Genomic DNA, 4,524 nt, shown 5'->3' with positions numbered 1-4,524 from the left:
ATGGGTTATTTAGGACGCTTTCAATTTTCAAACTCTTATCTGAACAGGGTTTCAGCGATGGATTGTCCTAAGCACCTTGGTCTTTGCTATACCAAATGGACTCTATAAAGGAGTAGAGTTTGCTCGTAAGCAATCAGAATCTCAGTAATAAGAAAGCTGTTATAGGTATAGGTAAAAATAATTTGGGTAGTGCTTCTCTTGACACTGCCCTTTACTTTTTTCTGGAAACCTAGTGAAGCTCAAGGCAGTGCAATCTAGAGTCGTTCAAAAGTTCTTGAATTGCTTCAGCACCAGACCGTATCAGATTTTCAACCTCCCTAGTTGGTGCATTACCACATCGGAGCCAAACAACTTTGGGTGGAGAACCATAAAGTCGACTTCTTTCAGGGAAATCTGCATCTTGCGTCACTATGCAGAAGTCGTTGAACTTAGCAAATTCCCAAATTTCAGTATCTGTTTTCTCAGCTAAGTTGTGGAATTGGACGTGACTGGACTCAGGAAAAATATCAGCTAACCGATTGACCAGCTTACGGCTAAGGTTTTGGTCAAACAGCAGTTTCAAGCAGCACTCACCGACGCAACTAAACGATGTTCCCGATCAGCAGCAAACTCCAAGCAGGCCCTAATGTCGGTTTCTGTCAATTCTGGAAAGTCGTCAATGATTTCAGCGGTAGACATCCCAACCGCTAACCATCCCAAAACATCATAGACCGTAATCCGCATCCTGCGGATACAGGGCTTGCCACCACGTTTATCAGGCTCAATCGTAATGATGTCGCGATAGCTCATAATAAGAACAGGCATTTGTATACATCTAAGTCTAGAGCAGGCTAACAGCCAGACTGGGAAACTATCTGATCAAATTAGTTCCCCCGGAGAACCCCCTTGAGCCACCTAGCACACTTTCCTCTTTTTGTCAAATTTTATGTTAAGAAAAATGTAACTAATGGATAGGGGGATGATCAAAGATTAACCGTCTTCGTATTCGGGGATTCTTTCTTTTTTCTTCTCGGTGATATTGATGCGGGGGGGATTGTAATCCGGTTCCACGTCATCATCCCACATATCATCCTCGGCCTTATCCTCGTAATCGTCGTACTGAGGACGAGAAAAGCTTTCTGTGCGTTCTAACCGCGCCTCTCCCCAGTTATCTTCTTCTTCCTCGTATTCTTCCTCATAATAACGAGCTTCGGCCCGTTTTTGCGGTGGGGGATTGGCCCGCAGGGGTTCTTTTTCCCATTCGTCTTCACTCCAGCGTTCTTCCACGGGTTTAGCTGACTCCACAGGAGTGCGGAGGGGAATACCCGTACCTAACTGATTTTCCGGGCGAGCAGCGGGGGTATAATAAGCTTCTTCTTCTTCTCTTTCCCAGGGGGGACGACCAATACCCAAACGTTCCAAAACTCCCACACTAACTTGGGTGAGACGTTCCTCGGCCCCTTCAAAGACAATTAAGCGATTCGGACCGCTGCTAACCACTTCTTCAATGGCAATTTCGTAGGTACTGATCAATTGTTCGGGGATAAGAGGCAATCCCAGGGAAGCGATGATAATGGAATGTAATTGACCACTAAGGGGATCAAATTGATAATCGCGGACTTTGCCTAAAGGTTCGCCGGTTTCCGTGATCACGTCACTACCGATTAAGGGAGTATAAGCATCGATATCGACGGATTCCAAGACGTTATCATCTTCAACGAGAACCACGTCTCCTGTCTGACTGATGCTCGATAAATACATATATTGGGGCATTCCCGACAGGGAGAGGATATTATCGCGGAGTCCGAGGGCAACCACTTCTCGTTGATCGATATCTACTAGGATATCTTTAACAACGCCGAGTTTTTTGCCTGTATTGCGAGTGATAACCTGTGTATTTAAAAATTCTGAACGTAAGCGACTATTCTCTGTGATCATTTTTTCCTATGGGTAGGCGTTAGGGCGTGGGAATACGAATTATTGTAGGCTTAATATATAGGTCGAAATTGAGGGTTAATTTACCGATATTAGCTTAGATCTTAAAGTTCCCTGAGATTAACACTTTTTTTGGCCTTGTTTGGGCGATAGTTTTGGGTGATAGATAAGGTTAAACCCATTTTAGCTAATTCTTTACATTTTTTTAGTAACAACAAAGCAGGAGCTAGAGAGAAACTCCCTTGACTCCTGCTGCCTAGATTCTGATTACATAGTTAAAGACTGCACCTCAGTTTCGATCAGTTTAGCCAAGTCTTGCAGGAAGGAGGCTGCATCGGCCCCGTAGATGACTCGGTGGTCACTGGTGAGATTAACCGTCATCTGTTTTTGCACTCCGAATAAACCATTATTGTGGACGACGATTTGGGGACGGGAAGCGCCCACTGCCAGGATCGCACCTTGGTTGGGAGGTAAGATAGCCGTAAAGCGATCAACTCCGAACATTCCCAGATTAGAAATGGTAAAAGTACCGCTATTGTATTCTTCCGGTTGCAGTTGTTTACTGCGAGCGCGATCAACTAAATCTTTCCAACTGCGGGATAGGGAATAGATATCCATCTGGTTAGCAGAGCGCAAAACCGGCGTAATTAAGCCACCATCGGGCATAGCCACGGCTACGGCCACGTTAATCGCCCCGTGGTATTGGATTCCTGCGTCGCTATAGCTGGCATTAACTATAGGATGTTTAGCGAGGGTGTTGGCTACCGCTTTTGCTAACAGGGCCGTCATGGTGACACCCTTGGATTTTAGCTGTTGATAGAGTTGATCCAGTGGGTCGGTGGTGATAGTGTAGCCCACTTGGAAGGTGGGAACCTGTAGGCTAACCGACATATTCTGAGCGACGGCTTTTTGCAGAGTGGTGAGGGGAACAGTCCGGCCGACTGGAGCGCTGGCCGGAATCGGGGCTTTAGGAGCCGCTACAGGCACGCTGACGGGTTGCGGGGGAGTAATGACGGGAGCGGGGACGGTGCTGACTTTTCCTGTCGCTTTTTCTACGTCTTCGGCGGTAATTCGTCCGTGGGGACCGCTACCCACTAGGGTTTTCAGCTCCACTTTTAATTCTTTAGCCAGTTTTTTGGCCCTGGGAGAGGCGACTAAACGGCCATTATCTTTAACGGCGGCGACGGGGATCGAAACGGGAGGCGGAGCGATTTCTGGGGTCTCTACGGGCTTGCTAGGGGCGGCGGCGGCGGTTTTTCCCTGAGCTTTGGCAAGTTCAATTTCCGCTTCAGTTTCGGCAATATAGGCGATCGCTTCCCCTACGGGTGCTTCTTGGCCAGCTGCCACTAAAATTACAGCGAGATAGCCATCATAAAACGATTCTACGTCCATGTCGGCTTTGTCGGATTCGACCACTAACACCGTTTCCCCTTTGCTGACTTTTTCCCCGGGGGACTTCACCCAAGAAACTATTTTTCCTTCGGTCATGGTGGAACTGAGCGCGGGCATGAAGATATCTCGAATCATGGTGGAGTGCTTCTATCTCTAATGTTTTGAGCCATAGGGCATTTTACCACAGTTGATGGGGTGTGGGGCTTTTCAGTGAGCAGTGAGCAGTAAACAGTAATCAGTGAAAAGCAAGCTCCGAACTTGTCACTTAATACTATTGACTGAAAACTCACATCTGGTAACTGATAACTGATAACTGATAACTGATTACAGATGGAAAAAGAGAAGGGAAAACAGCCCCTTCTCCGTCGTATCTAGACAAAAATTGTTCTAGTTGCCAACATGGACAGGTTGTGCTTGCAGAGATTCGACTAAACCGCGCACGGCTGCCACCATAGCCACTTCATTATCCAATTGATTGATCGCCGAACCAACACCGATACCGGCCGCTCCAGCAGCGATCGCCATAGGAGCGGTGACAATGGATAAACCGGAAGCGCAGAGGACGGGAACCTTAACCGCATGGGAAATAGCGTGGGCTGCCGCTAGAGTCGGGGCAGCTTTTTCAATCAGTCCCAAAATACCGGCGTGAAGGGGTTGACTGCTAGTGCCGCCTTCGGTTTGAATAATGTCAGCACCCTGACTAACTAAAGCTTCCGCTAGTCTCACCTGTTCATCGAGGGGCAGCAGATGGGGAACTGTCACAGACAGGGTTATTTCGGGCAGTAAGTCGCGAGTTTGACGGGTTAGGGCTAAAACTTCCGCAGCCTCAAAAATGCGTCCTTGAGCATAAAAACTATCGAAATTACCGATCTCAATTAAATCGGCCCCGGCCGCCACTGCCATCACCAACAATTCTGGCTCGACAGCCGATACACACACGGGTAAATTTGTCAAGGCTTTTACCGCCCGAATTAGGTCAGCATTAGCGGCAATATCGACAAAAGTTGCTCCTCCGGCGGTAGCGGCTTTAACTACTGAGAGAACCTGCGAGCGATCGAAATTATTTAACCCACTGATCACTTTCAGGGCATGACGACGGGCGAAGGCTTGCTGTAAGGTAAAATTGATCATCGAAAATTTTGGGTCTGAAACCCCGTCGTTTCACGACGGCTTTACCGTTAAATACTAGCGCATTTACCAAATATATGCTAAAATGTG

5 protein-coding genes are annotated in these 4,524 nt (G+C 47.5%); all 5 read right to left on the bottom strand.

Annotated elements, in window-relative coordinates; genetic code table 11:
• Positions 1 to 229: 229 nt before the first annotated feature.
• Complete coding sequence (locus BGL89_RS08045; RefSeq protein WP_286825271.1) at positions 230 to 562, bottom strand: DUF5615 family PIN-like protein; 333 nt, start codon at positions 560 to 562, stop codon at positions 230 to 232.
• A complete protein-coding gene (locus BGL89_RS08040) occupies positions 559 to 789 on the bottom strand; it encodes a DUF433 domain-containing protein (protein ID WP_190496710.1) in 231 nt (76 codons plus the stop codon). The genes BGL89_RS08045 and BGL89_RS08040 overlap by 4 nt, the downstream gene beginning before the upstream one ends.
• A 180-nt stretch (positions 790 to 969) precedes the next feature.
• Entirely contained in the window at positions 970 to 1,917 is a 948-nt protein-coding gene (locus tag BGL89_RS08035) for a PRC-barrel domain-containing protein (RefSeq protein WP_286825270.1), read from the bottom strand.
• A gap of 264 nt (positions 1,918 to 2,181) precedes the next feature.
• Positions 2,182 to 3,441 carry a dihydrolipoamide acetyltransferase family protein gene (locus tag BGL89_RS08030; protein WP_286825269.1) on the bottom strand — a complete coding sequence of 420 codons (1,260 nt, stop codon included), beginning with the start codon at positions 3,439 to 3,441 and terminating at the stop codon, positions 2,182 to 2,184.
• 252 nt (positions 3,442 to 3,693) lie between these two features.
• On the bottom strand, positions 3,694 to 4,437 hold the full coding sequence (locus BGL89_RS08025) for a DUF561 domain-containing protein (protein WP_286825268.1): 744 nt from the start codon (positions 4,435 to 4,437) through the stop codon (positions 3,694 to 3,696).
• Between the last annotated feature and the right edge of the window lie 87 nt (positions 4,438 to 4,524).

It is taken from the genome of Microcystis sp. LSC13-02, assembly GCA_002282935.1.
In the GTDB taxonomy this organism is placed as follows: Bacteria; Cyanobacteriota; Cyanobacteriia; order Cyanobacteriales; family Microcystaceae; genus Microcystis.
This window is presented reverse-complemented; position numbering and strand designations above follow the sequence as displayed.